This window comes from Serratia sp. 201 (assembly GCF_037027545.1).
GTDB classification, from domain to species: Bacteria; Pseudomonadota; Gammaproteobacteria; order Enterobacterales; family Enterobacteriaceae; genus Serratia; species Serratia bockelmannii.
Genome location: NZ_JAXCHC010000001.1, coordinates 1,586,473 through 1,605,431, shown reverse-complemented (window position 1 = coordinate 1,605,431; position 18,959 = coordinate 1,586,473). Strand labels below are relative to the sequence as shown.

The following is an 18,959-nucleotide window of genomic DNA, read 5'->3' as shown; positions in this document are numbered from 1 at the left end:
TCAAGATAGGTACGTGCTAAAGTGTGAACGGACAGCCGAAAGGAGTGACCCGATGCCAACCCATTTCCTTATGCGCGCTTTGCGCCGCGCCAGCCTGACAGGAGTCGTTATGAGCATATTGTGCAGCAGTGCCCTGGGCAGTTCACTGCCGTTGCTGGAACCCGCCGCGCTGAAGGGCGACTGGCAGCTCGCCGCCATCGGCGACGGTAAAACCGTCTGCGAGGTGCAGCTGAGCGACGAAGCGGTCGCCAACACCAACGCTTTCCGTTTCAGCGCCTCCGCCCAATGCCTGCAGCCGCTGGCGCTGCACGCGCTGCCGGTCGCCTGGCGGCCGACGCCGGACGGCATGACGCTGACCGACGCCGAAGGGAGCATGGTGGCGTTTCTGGCCCTGACCGCGCCGAAGCGCTATGAGCTGATCGACCGCAACGGCCCTTCGCGCTTTGTACTGATCCCGCGCTAACCCTTCAGGCGAACAGTAACCCGAGCAGCGCGCCGCCCGCCAGCACCCACAGCGGATGGAGGCGCTTGCTCATGCTCAACCCCGTCGCCAGCGCCACGATTGCCGCCAGCCGCCAGCTGGGCGCGGAAGCCTCGGCGATCAAGATACCGCTGGCCGCCACCAACCCCACGGTCAGCGGCACCAGTCCGGCCTGCACGATGCGGCGCCACGGGCGATCCTTAAAGCGCCGCCAGGCGCCCATCACCAATAGCGTAACGATGGAAGACGGCCCGAACTTGGCGATCGAAGACACTAACAGCCCCGCCCAGCCGGCGACGTGCCAGCCGACCAGCGGCACGATCATCATGTTCGGCCCCGGCGCGGCCTGCGCCATGGCGAACAGCGCGCTGAACTCCTGGGCGCTCATCCACTGATGCACCTCCACCACCTGCCGCTGCATTTCCGGCAGAATGGTCATGCCGCCGCCGAACGCCAATAAAGAAAGCTCGGTGAAAATCAGCGCCAACGCCATCAACACCCCGCTCATGACGGCCACCGCCACATCAGCAGAATGCTCAGCGGCGCCAGCACCAGCATGGTCGGCAACAGCGGCAGGCGCAGCCAGGCGATGGCGATCAGCGCCAGCGCGACGATCGCCAGCGCCGGCCATTTACCGCGCAGCGGCAGCAGCATCTTGAGCCCGGTCGACAGCAGCAGCCCGGCGGCGGCGGCGGCCAGCCCGGCGAACACATGCTGCACATGCGGATCGTTTTGGAAGCGGGCGTACACCACGCCCAGCCCCACCACGATCGCCGTCGGCGCGCTGATGAGGCCCAGCAAGGCGCACAGCGCGCCGCGCAGCCCGCGAAACTCCATGCCCACCGCCACCGACAGGTTGATCACATTGCCGCCGGGCAGGAACTGGCACAGACCGAGCAGCTCGGTAAACTGTTCGCCGCTCAGCCAGCGCCGGCGCTCCACCAGCATACTGCGCGCCATCGGCAGCACGCCGCCGAAGCCGAGAAGCCCCAGCCAGAGAAAGCCCAAAAACAGCTCCGCATTACCCGGCGCTGCCGCCGGGTGCGGTTTTAACGTATTGATATCTGACATGACATTGCCGTTCCACATCGCTTGTTTTGATGTCTGGTATCATGCGCGCCGCCGTGCCATGATGTCTAATGCATTCCGGAGAAACTAACAATACCTTTGAGGTATGGCTATGATCGAACTGCGTCGCCTGCGGGCATTCGTCACCGTGGTGGAAGAAGGCAACATCACCCGCGCCGCCGAGCGGCTGTTTATCCAACAGCCGCCGCTGACCCGCCTGCTGCAGGGGCTGGAAGACGAACTGGGCGTAACCTTGTTGCAGCGCCTGCCGCGCGGCGTGCGCGTCACCGAAGCGGGGGGCGTGCTGTTTGAAGAGGCTCGCGCCCTGCTGGCGCGCGCCGAACGTCTGCGCGAAGCGGTACAGCGCGCCGCCCGCGGCGAGCAGGGCCACATCGCCATCGGTTTCACCAGTTCCGCCGCGCTGCATCCGTTCGTGCCCAACCTGCTGCGCCGCTACCGCGACATCCTGCCGGGTATCACCACCCAGTTGGAAGAAGCCGGCAGCGGCGAACTGATGGAGGCGTTGCTGGAACAGCGCCTCGACGCCGCCTTCGTGCGTTCGCCGGCCAACGGCATTCCCGGCCTGAGCGTCGAGCCGGTGCTCAGCGAGCCGATGATCGTCGCCCTGCCGCTGGGCCACCGGCTGGCGCAAGAAACGCAGCAGCCGCTGCCGCTGGCCGAACTGGCCCACGAGGCCTTTATTCTCTATCGCCGCCCGGCCGGTCAGGGGTTGTACGACGCCATCCTGGCCGCCTGCCACCGCGCCGGCTTCAGCCCGCGCATCGTGCAGGAAGCGCCGCGCCTGCCGGCCACCCTCAGCCTGGTCGGCGCCGGGCTGGGGTTGTCAATTGTGCCCGGCTCGATGCGGCGGCTGGGCGGCGACGGCATCGTCTACCGCACCCTCGCCGAAGAAGCGCAGCTCAGCGCCCCGCTTTACCTGGCGCTGCGCCATAGCCCGGCTTCGCCGATCGTCGAGCGCTTTCGCCAGCTGGTGCTGGAGACCGTGGGGGAGAGCTGATAATGACGATCCCATTGCCCAGCCCCATTACGCGTCCGCATCCCAATGGCGGAAATAGCGTTTCAGCTTCTCAATGGTATGCCGCCACTTCGGCGCTGTCGGTTTACATACCGTATTCTGATTGCCGAAAAAGCCCACTTCATTGACCGCATCTTCTTCACTGCGGGTTTCCAGCCATTTCACCGGGACAAAATACTCTGACTTGTCCGGATCATCGGCATTGCTGCGATACAGATCGCGATACTTAAGCACTTCCATCGCCGGTTTTTCACCGTCTTCGGTGTTAACCGTAAAACTGCTGACGGGCTCCACAGCGCTCTGGACCAAACCGACGCCCACATAGCCCGTTGCCGGGATCTTTACCCACACACGGTCGCCAGGCTGGAGCTGCTTTAAGGTCTGGCTGTACCAACTGCCGCCACCGGCGCTGATAAACCCGTAGCGACGCGCCTCTTCCCAGCTCCGGCTTAACGGATCGCCAAATGAAACATAGAATTCCCCATTCCAGGGATCTTTGGTTTTGGCGCTGGTTCCTGCGGTGGCCTGCGCAGCATTGGTCTGCGTCTCGCTCGGATCGAGAAGCCAGGCGCGGCTTAAGAACTGATCGTCACCGTGCTGGAACACTTTAAAGAACAGCACGTTAATGGAGATGCCATTCTTGCTGAGATAGTCCACGATGCGCTCGGTCGAGGGATCCAGCTCTGCCGCCACAATAATGATCTGATGTGACTGATTCAGGGAGTCCTCTTCCAGTTCGGTGTTGAAGCGCTGCTTAAACGCCTCCCCCAGATTGCCACCGCCGGAGAATTTTTCGTAAATCTGCGACAGGCGATCTGCGGTGAGATCATCGACCCAGGAGGCATAGTCCAGCGCCTGCGCCACCACCTCACGCGGTGTGCGATCGCGCTTCAGCTCAATCAGAATCAACGAGGCATCCGGCGCAATCGCCAGCAGGTCGATACGCCCTTTATCGAGCGTGTTTTCCTGATGGCCGATCAGCATCCACTGATCGGAGAGAATGGTCGGATCGTTTAAGATCATCTTCTCCAGCAGTTGTTCGCTGGAGAGCTTGCTGATGGTCAGTGGCTGGGGGGTATCCCCCACCCGCCAGATTGCATGATGAAGCGGCATCGTCCGTTCCTTAGTTTAACGCGGCGTCGGTAAGCGCATCCGCCAGGTGAAGCTGGGTTTGTTGGGTGGATTGCAGGCGGGATTTGAGGGTGTCGCAGACCTCAAATAGTAACTTTATTCGACGTGATATTCGAAGTTGCTCAGCTAATGGTGGACAAGGAAATGCATACAGCATGACGCTGTTAGCTGATAGATTAGGTTGTGCGGAACCGTTATCAAACCTTAATATTTGCGACCTCCCAAATGGGCTAATCAAATAATTATAGATATAACTATTGGTCTCAATTAGATGAGCCCTAACAATCATCAATGATGATGCTATGGCCCCTTCAGTGTAAGGAGTGACAAATGCTGTTTTACCAAAGGTAGCACCTCGCAAGCAGTATACAAGATCCCCCTCAGTTATTTTGCCACTACGTAACTCGTCATATTTTTTTTGAGTTATGAAATGCATCCCCCCAATGGAAAGGGTTCCATTTCTCTCAATATGGCCAGTATTTATCCATGGAATACCTTTTTCAACATATTCATTTCGGTTAGGATAATTACTTCCTCTATCACCATTTATGAATTCTGCCAAAGAACCAAATTTACACCATTCCCAACCATCCGGCACCTCAAATAACTTTTCATCTTCGCTTACAGCTGGCAACGGTTTTTGCTTTTTAATTTTTCCTTCTTTCACCAGCTGCGCTTTTTCCTGCTCAATACGTTTAAGTAGTTCAGAAGCGGGTTCGTCGTTAGGATCTTGCGGCACCAGTTTACCCATCACTGCCAATTGCAGAATGGTTTGCTTAAGCGCGTCGATACTCGCTTCGGTGGTAAACAGCGTGTCGAAGTGCTGGCTGATTCGCGCCCAGTTTTCGGCGAGTTCTTCGGCACTTTGGCTGTCGGTCAGCGTCGCCAAAAGCGTTTCAACCAGTTGCTGATGCGCATCTAGACTGGTCAGGGATCGCTGTTCCAGTTGGTCGCAAAGGAACATTAACTCTTCAACTTTTGCTACTATTCTGGCTTGCATGCATTCAGATGGAAGAGCAATAACAATATTGCCAATCACGCTCTGATTTATAGCAGGCATAGACGTTCCTGATTGATACTTCGCCATATCAATGACATTCAGGATTAAAAAAAACCACTCAAGATTTATTCGTTCAAAAGGTCTTATCCCTAAGCAGTTATTATCAATAGCTGTTTTTTTGACAAGAATTCGTCTTTTATTTGTAGCAATAGCCCCACCAATTTTTGGAAATATTACCGTTCCGGGTTCGGAAACATTTATTTTCCTCTGAATAGCCGATTCCTCAGAGATAGTATTGTTTGTAACTTTAATAAATTTTTCATTTCCTTGAAGATTCATGTCACTGACTTTACACATCAGAATATCTTCACAGGTAATGCCTTGAATAGAAGTTGGAAACCCTGATCCTATAGCCCATGAACCCAACTCGATCAATCTTTGCCACTCCCACCCCTCCGGCAATTCAAACGGCTTCTCATCCTCACTAATTTCCGGCAGCGGCTTCTGCTTTTTAATCTTCCCCTGCTTTACTAACTCTGCTTTCTCAGCCGCGATACGTTTTAGCAGTTCAGACGCCGGTTCATCATTTGGATCCTGCGGCACTAATTTGCCGCGCACTGCCAGCTCAAGAATCAGCTCGCGCAGTTTCTTAATGCCATAGAGGTCGATTTTACCGTTGCTGCCTCGCCCGGCGCTGGAGCGAGTTTGTAAGGCCGAAGACCAGATATCGATATGATCGGTAATCAGTTTCTCAACGCTCATCAGTTAGCCCCCTTGTTGCTGGCCAGCGCAGCGCCGAGGATGTCGCGCAGTTGATTACGCAGCTCGCTGATTTCCGCCTGCTGCGTCTGGTACTGCGCCAGCAGTTCATCCGGATCGTGGCTGACGGCTTCACCCTGGTACGGATTTTTGATATCGAGGTTGAAATTGCGAGCGATGATGTCGTCGATGCTGACTTGCCACGCCTGGTTGTTTTCCTCGCGGCCTGCAAAACCGTCCGCTTCGTTGCCCCACCAGTCGATTTCAGCCTGGAACTCTTCAAACTTCATCGGTTTGGTTTTGCTGTAGTTCTTCACGCCCTCCGGGTACGGGTGCTCGTAGAACCACACCTGTTTAGTCGGCTGACCTTTGGTGAAGAACAGAATATTGGTTTTGATGCCGGTATACGGGTTAAACACGCCGTTCGGCAAACGCACGATGGTGTGCAGGTTGCACTCTTCGGTGAGCAACTTTTTGATTTTGGTTTTTACGCCTTCGCCAAACAGCGTGCCGTCCGGTAACACCACCGCCGCACGGCCTTTGTCTGCCAGCACTTCAATAATCAGCTGCAGGAACAGATCGGCGGTTTCACGGGTTTGCATCTCGGCCGGGAAGTTCTTCTCGATGCCGTCTTCTTCGGTGCCGCCAAACGGCGGGTTGGTGACGATCACGTCAATCTGCTCATCCCAGGAAGACAGCGGTTTATTGAGCGTATTGTCGTGGCGAATTTGCACCGGCACCTCAATGCCGTGCAACAGCATATTGGTGGTGCACAGCAGGTGCGGCAGCTGTTTCTTCTCTACGCCGTGAATTTGCGTTTGCAGCGTTTTGTGGTCTTCGGTCGTTTTGACGTAATGCTCTTTCACATGGTCAAACGCGCAGGCGAGAAAACCGCCGGTGCCGCAGGCCGGATCCATGATCGACTCGCCCAGTTTCGGGTCAATACGGTTGACCATAAAGCGTGTCACGGCGCGCGGGGTGTAAAACTCGCCCGCATTACCGGCACTTTGCAAGTCACGCAGGATCTGTTCGTAGATATCGCCAAACAGATGGCGTTCCTGGCTGCTGCTGAAGTCGATTTCGTTGAGTTTATTGATCACCTGGCGCAGCAACGTGCCGTTTTTCATGTAGTTATAGGCATCGCTGAACGCTTGTTTGACCACAAAACCGCGTGGGTTTTTGTCGATAGGCGCGGTGAGATTCTTCAGCGTCGGGAACAGGTCGTCGTTGACGAACTCCAGCAGCGCATCCCCGGTGATCCCTTCGCTGTTCGCCGCCCAGCTGCGCCATAAATAGCGCTGCGGGATCGGGAACTGGTAATCATCCTGCTCCAGTTCCAGCTCTTCTTCCTGAGTATCGAAAATTTTCAGAAACAGCAGCCACGAAAGCTGGCCAAGGCGCTGCGCGTCGCCGTCTACGCCGGCGTCTTTACGCATAATGTCCTGAAGGGATTTAATCACTGAGCTAATCGACATGTTTTCTTTCCATACTAAAAAAAGGATGCCACCGGCTGCGGGAACAACCCGTGGCAAAATGTTTATGCGCTATCAGGCGAAACGCGGCGGTAACCGATAGATTTCGTTTTCCAGTTCGTTAACCGCCTGTTCGTAAGCCTGCTTGTCACCGAAGCGGGTTTTGATGATTTCCAGCGGGCGCCCCAGCGTATCGAACGGCTTCAGTTTCAAGACCTGAACGTCTTCGATTTCCTGAACCCCGTCATCGGCATATTTATCCAGCAGCGTGCTGAGCACCTGCTGCGCCGGTTCGGCGTATTTGGTGAAATAGTCACGCTTGCGCACGTTGGCAGCGCGCTCCTGGCGCGTTAACGGCGGCTGACCGTACACCACATGGCAGAGCAAATCAAACGGGTCGAGATCTTTCCCCACCTCTTCGGCCAGCACATCCCACAGGATACCCAATTGTTCCAGCTCTTCGATAATGGCCTGTTTGCGCGGCGCCGCCTGCCATTTACGCACAAAGCTATCAAGCGAGGCGAACTCACCGTCTTTGAGCAAGGTTTTACGGGTGTAATCCTGGAAGGATTCAGTGACCAGCTTGCCATCGGCATCGTAATACTGAACGCGTTTGGCCAGCACACTGACGCTCACGCCATTGACATAGAATTTACGGGTTTTGCCGTCGTCATCCTGATGGAATTCACCGTTCCCCGCCGGTTTATCCGGGTTGGCCTGGTATTCCGCCGGTTCTTCATGTGCAGCGCCGTAGGCCTCTTCTGCGTTCTCTTCGGCATCCAACCGTTCATTAAAATCAGACTCCGCGTCTGAAATATCGTCAGGCTTCACAACCAGCACTTTCTCTGGTACGCCGTCAAAGCGCTCATCCGCAAACAGCTCGGTCGCTTTTTTGAAATCGAGAATGGTGAACCACAGTTTGCCGTACTTTTCGTTGATACGCGTGCCGCGCCCGATGATCTGTTTGAACTTGGTCATCGACTGGATGTTCTGATCCAGCACGACCAATTTACAGGTTTGGGCATCCACGCCGGTAGTCATCAATTCGGAGGTCGTCGCGATAACCGGGTAGGCTTTCTTAGGATTGATAAAGTTATCCAGCTGCGCCTTGCCTGCATCATCATCGCCGGTGATTTTCATCACATACTTTTCGTTCTTCAGGACCTGTTCCGGATTCAGCACCACCAACGCGTGGCGCATGCGATCGGCATGATCGATGTCGTTGCAGAAGACGATGGTTTTATCCATCGGGTTGGTGCGCTTGAGGTAATCGGTGATGGTCTGCGCCACCAGCATGGTGCGCTCATCAATCACCAGAGTGCGGTCAAAATCTTTCAGGTTATAAATACGATCTTCAATTTCTGCGCCGTATTTATCCAACTGTCCTTTAAGCGGCCGCCATCCCTGTACATCAACGTCGATATCCACACGCACCACTTTGTACGGCGCGAGGAAGCCGTCTTCAATGCCTTCTTTCAGCGAGTAGGTGTACACCGGATCACCGAAGTAGTCGATGTTGGAGACGTCTTCGGTTTCTTTCGGCGTCGCCGTCAGGCCAATCTGGGTGGCGCTGCCGAAATACTCCAGAATTTCGCGCCATGCAGAATCCTCGGAGGCGCTGCCACGGTGGCATTCGTCTATCACGATCAGGTCGAAGAAGTCGGGCGCCACCTGTTTGTAGGCTTTTTGATACTCTTCGGGGCCGGTTATCGCCTGGTACAATGCCAGATGGACCTCATAGGCCGGATCGATGGTGCGCCCGGTGATTTTGGTCATGGCGTTGCCAAACGGCTGGAAATCGTTATTTTTGGTCTGATCGACCAGAATGTTGCGATCCGCCAGGAACAGAATGCGTTTTTTGTTTTTCGCTTTCCACAGCCGCCAGATGATCTGAAACGCGGTATAGGTTTTGCCCGTACCGGTCGCCATCACCAACAAAACCCGGTTTTTCCCCGCCGATACGGCATCGACCGTTCGATTGACCGCCTGAATCTGATAGTAACGGGGAGACTTGCCGCTGCCGTCATCGTAATAATCCTGGCTGATGACCGGCAATTGCTCCTGCGTGAACCCTTTCCAGACACAGTACTTCTGCCATAGCTGTTCAGGCGTTGGAAAGTCGCTAAGTGCAATTTCGGACTCCAACTGCTGGGGATTGGTTTTGTCATGGAAGATAAAACCGTCGCCGTTGGAAGCAAACACAAAGGGAACGTCAAGCAGCCCGGCGTAATCTAGCCCCTGTTGCATCCCTTTGCCGATGGCGTACTGATTGGCTTTTGCCTCGATCACCGCCAATGGCAAGTTTGGCTTGTGGTAGAGAACAATATCGGCGGATTTGACTTTGATACGGGAAGCCAGTTTTCCGCGCACCACGATCTTACCATCCCGGAGTTTCACTTCCTGCCGAATCTGTGACATCACATCCCAACCGGCTTCCTTGACCGCCGGCAGAATAAATTTGGTGATGATGTCCGTTTCGGTCAGATGTGTTTTGTTTACGCCAGCCATAGCAAAGTTCTCAACGGTATTGGGTTAACTCTGATTTTACACAAATTAATGCATTACGTAATGACTTGAAACGGGTTTTCAGGCTGTTGTCACCCTTTAACCTCGTCGGGCGCTTTCGTCAGCTGGTGCTGGATACCGTGGGGGTGCCGGACGCTGACGTCACAAAAAATAGCCCGAATGGCCAATAAAAAACGACGTTCGTTTATTATTTATTTAAATCGGTCGGTGACTAAAATTAATTCCAATTAATGACTATTCAACTTCCGGACAATTAATTAAACCTGCACTCACTTAGTAACAAACGCAAACAAATAAGCGCCTACGCAATACATTCCAGCCGCTAGGATTTAAGGGTCACAGCCTATTCCCGCCGATGACAAAAAATCATTTCAATGGCGATCGCGCCTTCCCCGTCGCCTGCTGCTGCAGGCGCACGGTTTATATTGGAGAAAATGCTATGCTATCGCGTCGTGATATATTGAAAGTCTCCGCCGTCAGCGCGGCCGCCGCCGGCATGATCGGCGGCATCGCCAAAAATGCCGCTGCCGACGACCATCGTAATATCGTGCCTCCCAGCAGCTATCAGCCGCCTGCCGATGCGCAGCATCTCTATAAATACAAATTCACCGACAGCAAAAAACGCAGCCTGCCCAACGGCTGGGCACGCGAAGCCACCGTCGAGCAATTCCCGATCTCCGAAGGCGTGGCGGGCGTCGACATGACGCTGGAGCCGGGCGGCGTGCGCGAACTGCATTGGCACGCCATCGCCGCCGAATGGGCATTCATGCTGGAAGGCCATGCGCGCATCACCATCCTCGATCCCGAGGGAAAATGTGAGGTGGCGGATTTCGGCCCTGGCGACGTCTGGTATTTCCCGAAAGGCTATGGCCATTCCATTCAGGCGCTGGCGGACGGCGCGCATTTTATTCTGGCATTCGATAACGGGCATTTCTCCGAATTCGGCACCTTCAGCATCACCGACTGGGTGGCGCATATGCCGAAAGAGGTATTGGAAAAAAGCGTCGACATGCCGGCGGCGGTATTTTCCAAGGCCAAACAGGGTGAAGCTTATATTGTCGGCGGCGCCGTCCCGCCCACATTACCATTGCCGAAAAACGACGGCGGATTAAATAATGCCCCGCTGACCCACCGCTATGAATTAATGAAGCAAAAGCCGTTCTTTGAAAATGATGCGGGCAGCGTCCATTTGGTGTCATCGAAAGAATTTCCTATTTCCACCACCATGACCGGCATCATCGAGATCGTGAAACCCGGCGCGATCCGGGAATTGCACTGGCACCCCAACGCCAACGAATGGCAATACTATATTGCCGGCAAAGGCCGGATGACGGTGTTCAGCTCGCACGGCCACGCGCAGACGGAAGAGTACGCCCCTTCAGACGTCGGTTACGTGCCGCAGGGCTTCGGCCATTACATCGAGAACATCGGCGATGAGGATTTGAAGGTACTGATCGTGATGGACAACGGCATTTATCAGGATATTTCGTTGTCCGACTGGCTGGCGAAAACCCCGGCTTACCTGCTGGCGGACAACTTCAATAATCAGGTTGAGGACTGGCAGGATAGACCGAAAGACAAACGGGTGATGTCGCGGCGCAGCCGCTGACGCTGCGGCGAGGGAGAATCTCCCTCGCCGCTTTCTTTACTGCTTGCGCTGCTCCGCCACCTGTTTGGCGGTGACCTTGCCCTGTTTGTCGCCGAAATGGCCGACCACGAAGTTGGCGACCGCCGCCACTTCCTCGTCGGAATAGGCGCTGCCGAACGACGGCATCATCTCATGCCGCTCGCCGACGCTGATGCTCGTCCCCTTCAGGATAGCCTGCACCACGCTGCGCCCCTGCGGATCGTTCACCGCCGTGCTGCCCACCAGCGACGCGTACTCGCTCTGGCGGCCCGGCCCGTTCCACTGGTGGCAGCCGCTGCAGTCGTTGGCGAACATCCGCCGCCCGAGCGAGCTGTCTTGCCCGCCCGGCAGGATCGGGGTGGAAGCCCCCGCGCCCTTCGGCTGCAAGTTCACCGCTGCCGCGCTGTCGCCGGCGATGGGTTCGATGTCGCGCAGGTATTTCACCAGCGCCAGATTATCTTCCGGCGTCAGGAACTGCAGGCTGTTTTCCACCGCTTCCGCCATCGGGCCGGCGGCGCTGCTGCGCCCCGGCGCATGGCCGGTGGCCAGATATTGCGACAGTTGCTGGTCGCTCCAGCCGCCGATGCCGGTCTGTTTGTCCGGCGTGATGTTGGCGGCGAACCAGCCCTGCACCACTTCACCGCTCAGGTGCTTGCTCTGGTTAAGACCAAACCCCAGATTGCGCGGCGTATGGCACTCGCCGCAGTGGCCGAGCGCCGTCGCCAGATAGGCACCGCGATTCCACTGTTCATCCTTGTTGAGATCCGGCGCGAAACGCTGCTCCTGGAAGAACGCCAGGTTCCAGAATTTCATGCCCCAACGCTGGTTGAACGGGAACGACAGCTCGTTTTGCGGGTTGGCCTGTTTCACCGGCGGCAGACTGAACAGATAATCCTTGATCGCCAGCACGTCATCGCGGCTCAGTTCGGTGTACGAGGTATAAGGCATCGCCGGATACAGGTTGCCCTGTGGGCCGATGCCCTCACGCACCGCGCGTACGAACTGATCGTCGCTCCAGTTGCCGATGCCGGTTTCCTTGTCAGCGGTGATGTTGGTGCCGTAAATGGTGCCGAACGGCAACTTGAAGGCGAAGCCGCCTGCATAAGGCGCGCCGCCCGGCGCGGTGTGGCACGCCACGCAGTCGGCGGCACGCGCCAGGTACTCGCCGCGCGCCAGTTTGTCGGTGATGCCGGCCGGCGCCCCGGCGATCGGCGCCGCAGGCTCAGCGCCGGTGGGCCGCAGCAGCGTATACAGCGCGTATCCTCCCGCCAACACCACCACGGCGATAATCAGCCATAACAGCCCTTTCAAGGCATTGCTCATCGCATCTCTCCCTAACCCAACGCCTTGGCGGCCTGGTGGATGGCGGCGCGAATGCGCACATAGGTGGCGCAACGGCAAACGTTGCCGCCCATCGCCGCGTCGATGTCCGCATCGCTCGGGTTCTTGCTTTGCGCCAGCAGCGCGCTGGCGCTCATGATCTGGCCGGACTGGCAGTAACCGCACTGCACCACGTCCAGATCAAGCCAGGCTTCCTGCACCGCCTTGCCTTCCGGCGTGGCGCCCACGGCTTCGATGGTGGTGATTTTTTTGCCGACGGCGGCGGAGACCGGCGTCATGCATGAACGCACCGGCACGCCGTCCAGATGCACGGTACAGGCGCCGCACATGGCGATGCCGCAGCCGAATTTGGTGCCGGTCAGGCCGGCTTCGTCACGCAAGAACCACAGCAGCGGCATGTGCGGATCGCCCTCGAAGGTCAGCGGCTGCTCGTTTACGGTTAATTGAATCATCAGGTTCTCTCCTTGTCAGACGCCGGATTCGCAGTGGGATTATGCAGCGGCAGGCTCAGCGAGGTGCGCGGCCGCCCGAGCAGCGCCAGCGCGTTGCCGACTGCCGGGGCAATGGTCGGCACCCCCAGCTCGCCCACGCCGGTCGGTTTCTCGGTCGAGGGCACAATGATCACCTCGATCTCCGGCATCTCATCGATGCGCAACGGGCGGAAGTTATTGAAGTTGGACTGTTCGACCACGCCGTCTTTCAGCGTGATATTGCCGTACAGCGCCAGGCTCAGGCCGTAACCGATGCCGCCCTCGATCTGCGCGCGGATCACATCGGGGTTCACCGCCACGCCGCAATCCACCGCGCACCACACTTTATGCACTTTCGGGATGCCGCCTTCGCCGATCGACACCTCGGCCACCTGCGCCACATAGGTGTCGAACGCCTTGGCGACGCCCACGCCGCGCGCGCGTCCGTCTACCACTTTAGCGCCCTGCCAGTCAGCGGCTTTCGCTACCGCCCGCAGCACGCCCGCCGCCCGCGGCGCATCGCCCATCAGCGCCAGCCGCCCTTCGACCGGATCCTGGCCGGTTTCCTGCAACAGCTGATCGATAAAGCTCTCCACCGCGTGGCCGGTGTGGGTGCTGGCGACCGACCGCAGCGAGGTGGTCGGCACCTTGCCGGGCACGATATGCGCATCGCAGCGGAAGGCTTCGAAGGTGTATGAGACCTCGCTGGCGCCTTCGACCATCATCTGATCGAGGCCGTTGACCACCAGCGCATCCATCGCGCTGTGGCGCGTCCAGGAGTGACCGACCACGGTATCGGTCCAGCCCACCACCTTGCCGCCCCGAATGGCGCCGCGCAGGCGGTGCAGGATCATCGGGCGATACCAGCCGTTGCGGATGTCGTCCTCGCGCGTCCACACCACCTTCACGCCGTGGCCGGGGCCGATGCCTTTGGCCGCCGCCGCCATGTCGGCCGCCAGATCCGGCCCCAGCGTCGGGTTGCCTAAATCGATGCGCCGGCCGAAGCTGCCGCCCGCCAGAATGGTTTCAATCTGTACCTTGTCCGGCGGCAACTCGAACAGATCGCACAGCTGCTTGTGGTCGAGCGTTTGGATTTGGCAGCCGTAGCGCGCCTTGACGCTCTCGCCGTCCCAGAACAGATAGCCGTCCAGCGGCTCCATCGGCGCGTGCGCGACGTACGGGAAGGTGTATTCGGCCTCGATCACCTTGTCGGCCTTGTCGAACACCTCGTCCGGCTTGCCAAGACTCTTCGCCACCACGCCGGTTTTCTGCGCCACCTGGCGGAACTCGGCGTAGATTTCCTCGGTGTTGCGTCGCTCCGCCTGCGCGTCGTCCCAGGTGACCCGCAGCCGGTCCCGCCCCTGGATCGCCGCCCAGGTATTGTTGGCGTAAACCGCCACGCCGGTGGCAACCTGTTTCACCGCCACCACGCCCGGTACCGCCAGCGCGCGTTCGGCGTCAAACGTCGCCACCTTGCCGCCGAAACGCGGCGGTTTTTTGATGGTGACGGTCAACATGCCCGGCTCGTGGATATCCTGCGAGAACTGCGCGCTGCCGTTGGTTTTCGCCAGCGAATCGACGCGGTGCAAACCGCGCGTTTTGCCGATCAGGGTGAAATTGGCCGGATCCTTCAGCGTCAGGCTGGCGGGATCGGGCGGCGGCAGCGTGGCGGCCAGCGCGGCGAATTCGCCGAAGCCCGCTTCGCGCCCGCTGGCGGCATGGTGGATCTTGCCTGCCTGCACGGTGATTTCCTGCGCCGAGGTTTTCCAGCTCTGCGCGGCGGCCTGCACCAACAGCGCGCGCGCCATGGCGCCCATGCGCCGCATTTGCTCATAGGCATTGGCCACCGAGCTGGAACCGCCGGTGCCCTGGAATCCGAAGGCCAGGTTTTTGTAGATATTGGTGTCCACCGGCGCGGCCACGACCCGCACCTGTGCCCAGTCGGCATCGAGCTCTTCGGCGACCAGCGTCGCCATGCCGGTATAGACCCCCTGGCCCACTTCGGTGTGTTTACTGATGACGGTGACGACGCCGTCGGCGCCGATCTGAACGAAGGCGTTGGCGTCTAACGCCGCCGCGCCGGAGGCGATCGGGGCAGCCGAACGCGCCAGCGCGCCGGTGGACGGCAGATAGGCGCCGATCACCAACGCCCCGGCGCCGACGATAAACCGCCGCCGCGAAAGCGGAACTTGGGATATGCTCATTGCTCATGACTCCAAAAAAACCGAAGGCGTCACTGCCTTCGGCGAAACAAATCTTGTTATGGGAATGGCTTGTTGCGCCCGTCAGGTGATATAGCGCAACAGAGCAATAATTAGCGTAGCCTATTATCCAGTAGACTTAATGTTGAAGAGGGTTTTTCTATTGGAGAATCGTGCGGTGCGGGCAGGCACCCGCACCGGGGTCAACTCTGCGTCGTCGCCAGATAGGAAAATACGCAGAGCAGGTTGATTTGCGCCGCCATGTTGTCGCTGTCGAAGGCCACGGTCAGCGCGTCCTGGCGCTCCACGCCAGGCACCAGGCTGAACAGATCCGCCAGCACCGGTTTGGCCGCCATCAGCGTCAGCCGGTAAGGCGGCATAAAACGGCGCTCCACCGGCAGTCTGGCGCCCTGGCGCACCTGTTGCATCGCCCGCTCGCGGATCTCCGCCCGCGCCCGCTGTGGGCTGAGCGATTCGGCGGCGGTTTGCGAGAGGGCGCGTTTTACGCAAACATAGCCAGATTGCGGATAACGTTCAGCGATCCAACGTTGCAGCTCGTCGTCACCGCTCACCAGCCACAACGGCACGTTCAACTCCGCCGCCATCGCCGCATACAGATCGCTTTCGCCTACCACTTCGCCGTTCAGGCTGACGCGATAAAAGGCCCGACCGTTGATGGTATGCGCCAGCACGCCGCGTTCGCCGGCGGCGCTGTGATAACCGATGCACATCAGGCCGTCGTAACGTTGATGCTGCAGCCCTTCCACCATCGACAGCCCGCGCGGTTTGCCCTGCACCAGGCGCGCCCGCGCATCAATGCGGTCGGCGCGCAGATTCTGCATCATGGCGTGGCTGTCGGCCACCGTCACCTCGGTAGCGCCGCCGGCGAAAGCGCCGTCGATGGCGGCGTTGACTTCCTGCTCCATCAGCTCGCGCGCCGCCGCATAGTCGGCATGGGCCGGGTTGCACTGCTCCGGCCGCATCACGCCGGCAATACCCTCGATATCCGCAGAGATAAAGACTTTCACATCACACTCCCGTTATTCAATTTGCCGCCAGCCGATCGAGCAGCGGGCCCAACGCCATACGCGCGTGCTGCTGGAAACCGCTGACGCCCTCGGCGCTCAGCAACGCATCCAATACTGCGTATTCGGTGGCATCCGCGGCAGCCGCAAACAGCGGCTCCAGCCGTTCGTCCGGCAGCGTGGCCCCCAGCAACCGGGTGGAGAACGCCAGCGCGATGTCGCCGGAGCCGTGCCCCCAATGGCTGCCCACCCGCCCCAGACCCGCGCCCGCTCGGCGGGCGATACGGTTCAGCTGGCGGCTGTCCAGCGCCCGATCGCAGGCGATGATGATAATGACCGAACCGGCGTCCACCTGCGGCGGTGGGTCCGCCAGCAGCTTGCCCAGCGCCGGGCCGACGCGCACGCCGCTCAGCGTCAACGAGTCGAGGGTACCGAAGTTGGCCAGCACCAGCACGCCGAGCGTGGTGCCAAGCCCCGGGCAATAACGCGAGGCGGTGCCGATGCCGCCCTTCAGGCCGAAGCTGCTCATGCCGCGCCCGGCGCCGACGCTGCCGCGCGCAAAGCGGGTGGAATGGTTATCCAGCGCGCTGAAGACGTGCTCCTCACGCACCGCCATCGCCTGAATATCGTTGAGGTAGCCGTCGTTGCACTCCAGCACCAGCGGGTTGATGGTGGCGCTGCCGCGGCCGATCTGCGGGTAGCGCAAGCAGCTGCGCCGCACCATGGCGTTGAACAGCGTGCCGACGGCGAAGGTGTTGCTCAGCAGGATCGGCGTTTGCAACTCCCCCAGCTCATTCAATTGCACCAATCCCAGCGGCTTGGCGAAGCCATTGAGCACCGCGCTGCCGCACGGCAACGGTTGGTTGAACAGATCGCCCGGCGGCACGATGGTGGTGACGCCGGTCTGGCATTCGCCGTCGGCCAAGGTGTGATGCCCGACGCTGACGCCCGGCACGTCACACAGGCTGTCTGTCGGCCCGGCCGGATAGCGCGCGCCCGGCAGGCGGCGATGGCGCCGCCAATAGCTCAGCAGATTGTCGAGGCTTTGTTGTTCAAACACCTGGCTGTCAATCATGGTTCCCTCATCCGCCGTTAGCCCATCAGAAAACCAGAATATCGCGCAATGCGCCGCGCCGTAAATTGAAAGCGGAAGCGGGCAGCAAAAATCGCCTTGCCCCATCGCCGTTCAGACCCACTCGCAGGGCATCGAAGACACCCTGCTGCGTTATCAAGATCTGGTGCTGAAGGCACGCAAACGCTGCGACGTGGCGCACGGCAAAGACATGGCTATCACCCACGGCGGGTATGAAGACTGAAGAGCGAAATCGGCAAACGCATTCTCGCCGGCATGTGGGAGACCATTTTGGGCGGCCCGCAGGCCTGAGCCTTATTGGGTTTTTAGCGGGCAATCGGATAGTATAAAAAAATGAATGATTCAAAACTGGATTATGACTCAATTGAATAAATAAACCATGACCATAACAATGACGCAAACAGAGCAAAACAATAAATCACCGGAAAAATTTCTCAATGAGTCCAAATAGTCATTGCTGTTCTTATTTAGTTGGTTAATGGCATCATTTTCGTTCTCAGCTTCTACTTCAATATGATGCTTTCTGAACCCTTTCTGCTTCATATCTTTAATTATTTTTCGTGTAACCACTTCCTTTCTCTGCCCCCTTGATTCATCGCTCTTTATAAAAACAACATATTTATTCATCATATACCCCATAAAAGCACAGAATTTTACTTCTGTGCTGGGATTGCAGCTGTTAATTAGCGTTTGGTTCTGGATTCTCTGGCCTCTCTCGGTCCAGTGCCATTGCCGCCATAACCATTTCCTGTAGAACTGCCATTCCCCAGAAACCACTGGCGCAGGAACCGCTGTCATAAGGGCTATTTTTTGACAAGAATGACTGAAGGTGTATTCTCACTGCTGAAAATAATCATATTGGAATAAAATCCAGAATAATATACCGAACCTAATTACACGCAGATGCTATCGATTCAATTAATTGAATCGCCAAATAATCTCAACGCCCAAGATTAATAACCCAATAAAGAAGAGGCGGCGGAACAGCTGCGGGCGACAATGACGACGCACCCTCTCCCCCAGCCACATGCCGGCAAGCGCCGGCAACAGCGCCAACAGCGAACCGCCGAGCAACGCGCCGGGCAGCGCCTGATGCCAGGCTAATCCGGCGGCCAGCGCCAGCGTCGAGACGGTGAACGACAGCCCCAGCGCCTGCACCAGATCGTCACGCGCCAGGCCCAATGCGTTCAGATAGGGCACCGCCGGTATGACGAATACGCCGGTGGCGCCGGTCAGCACGCCGGTCACCAGGCCGCACAGCGGCCCCAGCCAAGACTCTGCCGTGGCGGAAACGCGCCAGTCGAAACGGGTGAATCCCAACAGCGCATAGCCGATCAGGCAAACGCCCAGCGCCAGCGGCGCCAGGCGGCCGTCGGTTGCGGTGAGCGCGCCGGCGCTCAATAACGTGCCCAGCATGACGCACAGCATCATCGGCCAGAGCCGCCGGCACAGCGCCCCCAACCGTGGCCCGCACAGCAACTGCCACAGGTTGGTGATCAGCGAGGGCAACAGCAGCAGCGCGGCGGCCTGCCCCGGCGGCATCATCAGGCTGAGCAACCCCATCGACACCGTCGGCAACCCCAGACCGATCGCCCCTTTGACCGTGCCGGCCAGCGTAAAAATGCCCGTCAGGGAGATAATCTCGAGTAACGTCAGCGACATGCGTCTATCCTTATGGCGAATCAACGGCTCGATTGTGGCCAGCGCCGCGCCGCAGCACAATGCGGCA

At 58.3% G+C, this 18,959-nt stretch carries 16 protein-coding genes and 1 pseudogene; 4 read left to right on the top strand and 13 right to left on the bottom strand.

The window, feature by feature from the left end; all coding sequences use genetic code 11:
* Positions 1-109 precede the first annotated feature (109 nt).
* On the top strand, positions 110-463 hold the full coding sequence (locus WA302_RS08175; protein WP_016927814.1) for a protease inhibitor Inh/omp19 family protein: 354 nt from the start codon (positions 110-112) through the stop codon (positions 461-463).
* Between the two features lie 4 nt (positions 464-467).
* On the opposite strand, the gene WA302_RS08170 is transcribed toward WA302_RS08175, so the two are convergent.
* Together WA302_RS08170 and WA302_RS08165 are read right to left on the bottom strand one after the other, a co-directional pair.
* A complete protein-coding gene (locus WA302_RS08170) occupies positions 468-989 on the bottom strand; it encodes a chromate transporter (RefSeq protein WP_028127817.1) in 522 nt (173 codons plus the stop codon).
* Positions 986-1,552 (bottom strand): chromate transporter, encoded by a 567-nt coding sequence (locus tag WA302_RS08165; protein ID WP_261456349.1) that lies wholly within the window; start codon positions 1,550-1,552, stop codon positions 986-988. Before WA302_RS08165 ends, WA302_RS08170 begins: the two co-directional genes overlap by 4 nt.
* Positions 1,553-1,655: 103 nt before the next feature.
* Between WA302_RS08165 and WA302_RS08160 the strand changes: the two genes are divergently transcribed.
* Complete coding sequence (locus tag WA302_RS08160) at positions 1,656-2,567, top strand: LysR family transcriptional regulator (protein ID WP_261456348.1); 912 nt, start codon at positions 1,656-1,658, stop codon at positions 2,565-2,567.
* Between the two features lie 27 nt (positions 2,568-2,594).
* Here the strand turns inward: WA302_RS08160 and WA302_RS08155 are convergent, their stop codons facing one another.
* From WA302_RS08155 to hsdR, 4 genes are all read right to left on the bottom strand, one after another.
* On the bottom strand, positions 2,595-3,698 hold the full coding sequence (locus WA302_RS08155) for a nuclease (protein ID WP_261456347.1): 1,104 nt from the start codon (positions 3,696-3,698) through the stop codon (positions 2,595-2,597).
* Between the two features lie 10 nt (positions 3,699-3,708).
* Complete coding sequence (locus tag WA302_RS08150) at positions 3,709-5,478, bottom strand: restriction endonuclease subunit S (protein WP_261456346.1); 1,770 nt, start codon at positions 5,476-5,478, stop codon at positions 3,709-3,711.
* The gene (locus WA302_RS08145; RefSeq protein ID WP_261456345.1) at positions 5,478-6,950 is read right to left on the bottom strand and encodes a type I restriction-modification system subunit M; all 1,473 of its coding nucleotides are present in this window, start codon (positions 6,948-6,950) and stop codon (positions 5,478-5,480) included. Before WA302_RS08145 ends, WA302_RS08150 begins: the two co-directional genes overlap by 1 nt.
* 72 nt (positions 6,951-7,022) lie before the next feature.
* Entirely contained in the window at positions 7,023-9,455 is a 2,433-nt protein-coding gene (gene hsdR, locus WA302_RS08140; RefSeq protein ID WP_261456344.1) for an EcoAI/FtnUII family type I restriction enzme subunit R, read from the bottom strand.
* Between the two features lie 457 nt (positions 9,456-9,912).
* On the opposite strand from hsdR, the gene WA302_RS08135 reads away from it, so the two are divergent.
* Complete coding sequence (locus WA302_RS08135) at positions 9,913-11,082, top strand: cupin domain-containing protein (RefSeq protein ID WP_049206103.1); 1,170 nt, start codon at positions 9,913-9,915, stop codon at positions 11,080-11,082.
* Positions 11,083-11,118: 36 nt separating this feature from the next.
* On the opposite strand, the gene WA302_RS08130 is transcribed toward WA302_RS08135, so the two are convergent.
* The 5 genes from WA302_RS08130 to WA302_RS08110 form a co-directional block, all read right to left on the bottom strand.
* Positions 11,119-12,423, bottom strand: a complete 1,305-nt coding sequence (locus WA302_RS08130; RefSeq protein WP_043143228.1) for a c-type cytochrome — start codon at positions 12,421-12,423, stop codon at positions 11,119-11,121.
* 11 nt (positions 12,424-12,434) lie between these two features.
* Positions 12,435-12,893, bottom strand: a complete 459-nt coding sequence (locus WA302_RS08125; protein WP_025302752.1) for a (2Fe-2S)-binding protein — start codon at positions 12,891-12,893, stop codon at positions 12,435-12,437.
* Positions 12,893-15,115, bottom strand: a complete 2,223-nt coding sequence (locus WA302_RS08120; protein ID WP_025302751.1) for a xanthine dehydrogenase family protein molybdopterin-binding subunit — start codon at positions 15,113-15,115, stop codon at positions 12,893-12,895. Before WA302_RS08120 ends, WA302_RS08125 begins: the two co-directional genes overlap by 1 nt.
* A gap of 200 nt (positions 15,116-15,315) precedes the next feature.
* Entirely contained in the window at positions 15,316-16,140 is an 825-nt protein-coding gene (locus WA302_RS08115) for a M55 family metallopeptidase (RefSeq protein WP_164067029.1), read from the bottom strand.
* A 16-nt stretch (positions 16,141-16,156) separates the two neighbouring features.
* Positions 16,157-17,212, bottom strand: coding sequence for a P1 family peptidase (locus tag WA302_RS08110; RefSeq protein ID WP_336063414.1), 1,056 nt, complete (start codon positions 17,210-17,212; stop codon positions 16,157-16,159).
* A gap of 109 nt (positions 17,213-17,321) precedes the next feature.
* On the opposite strand from WA302_RS08110, the pseudogene WA302_RS08105 reads away from it, so the two are divergent.
* Positions 17,322-17,521, top strand: a pseudogene (locus WA302_RS08105) (FAD-dependent urate hydroxylase HpxO); the annotation flags it as partial.
* Between the two features lie 69 nt (positions 17,522-17,590).
* On the opposite strand, the gene WA302_RS08100 reads toward WA302_RS08105, so the two are convergent.
* On the bottom strand, positions 17,591-17,857 hold the full coding sequence (locus tag WA302_RS08100; protein WP_311272038.1) for a hypothetical protein: 267 nt from the start codon (positions 17,855-17,857) through the stop codon (positions 17,591-17,593).
* Between the two features lie 291 nt (positions 17,858-18,148).
* A complete protein-coding gene (locus tag WA302_RS08095; RefSeq protein WP_336063412.1) occupies positions 18,149-18,892 on the bottom strand; it encodes a sulfite exporter TauE/SafE family protein in 744 nt (247 codons plus the stop codon).
* Positions 18,893-18,959: the final 67 nt, after the last annotated feature.